This window comes from Armatimonas sp. (genome assembly GCF_031410135.1).
Classification (GTDB): domain Bacteria; phylum Armatimonadota; class Armatimonadia; order Armatimonadales; family Armatimonadaceae; genus Armatimonas.
The window spans coordinates 1-1,027 of the sequence record NZ_JANNYP010000756.1 but is presented as its reverse complement, the minus strand read 5'-3'; the positions used below and the strand labels follow the sequence as shown (position 1 = coordinate 1,027).

The window sequence follows — 1,027 nt, the reverse complement described above, 5'->3', positions numbered from 1 at the left end:
GAAAATTATCGGAGAAATTCAAGCAACCCAGAAAAAAAAGCGTGACGAGCAGCGTAATCTTCTCACGCCAGCCCAGAAAGCGATCTTTGACAAAGCGCCCGACCCAGGATTTAGCACACGGATGATCACAAAGTAATTTTTGGGAACTCAAGTCGGAGAAACGCGTAAAGTATCCCAGCATGGATAGCAAAAGTCTCCAGGCGACGGGTTGTGCACTCGTCGCCTTTCTCATGAGTGGTTCCGCAGGGGCATCAGGCTCCGCACAGCGGGAGAGCTTCGCGCTTCCCACCACAAAAACAGCCCCCAAGATAGATGGCGATCTCTCCGATGCCTGCTGGAAGAGCGCCTTCAAGGCCGGAGAGTTTGTGCGTTTTACGGGCAACGCTCCTATTGTCGAGCAGACTGAGGCTTGGGCTACCACCGATGGAGCGACCCTCTATATCGCCTTTATCTGCCAGGATGAGCACCCGGAGCTGATGCGTGCCAGCGAGACCCAGCGGGGAAGCTCTGCCGTCGAGGGCGATGACCATGTGAGCATCGTCATTGATAGCCAGAACCTGCGCCGTGGGGTCTCCAGTTTCTCGGTGAACGCACTAGGAACACAAGTCGAACGTCTCGAAGGTGGCACTGCCAGTAATATTACTTGGTCGGGTGACTGGAAGGCCGCGACAAAACCTCTCCCCGAGGGCAAGGGCTGGACCTGCGAGATTGCGATCCCCTTTCAGCTCCTGCGTCACCCAGCCAAATCAAAGGCGTTTGGGCTTCAGCTTGCTCGCTCGCTCAACCGGGAGGGCAACCAGATGATCTGGCCCGCTCTTCCCCCCGAAGGCCAGTCATATTACTCGCGCGCACAGTTCCTGCCCGAGCTACGGCTCGCGCAGCCTATGCCCGACCAGCGCCCCCCCACGGTGATCCTACCCTACAGCCTCGCCACAGCCTCGACAAGCGGCGCACGGGCCCGACAAGGTGTAGATGTCAAGTACCCTTTTAGCACCACGGTTACGGGGCTTCTCGCGGTCAATCCAGA

General features: G+C 57.7%; 1 protein-coding gene. It reads left to right on the top strand.

The window, feature by feature from the left end:
• Positions 1 to 179 precede the first annotated feature (179 nt).
• On the top strand, positions 180 to 1,027 hold an 848-nt coding region (locus tag RMO15_RS27660), incomplete at its 3' end, for a carbohydrate binding family 9 domain-containing protein (RefSeq protein ID WP_309720537.1).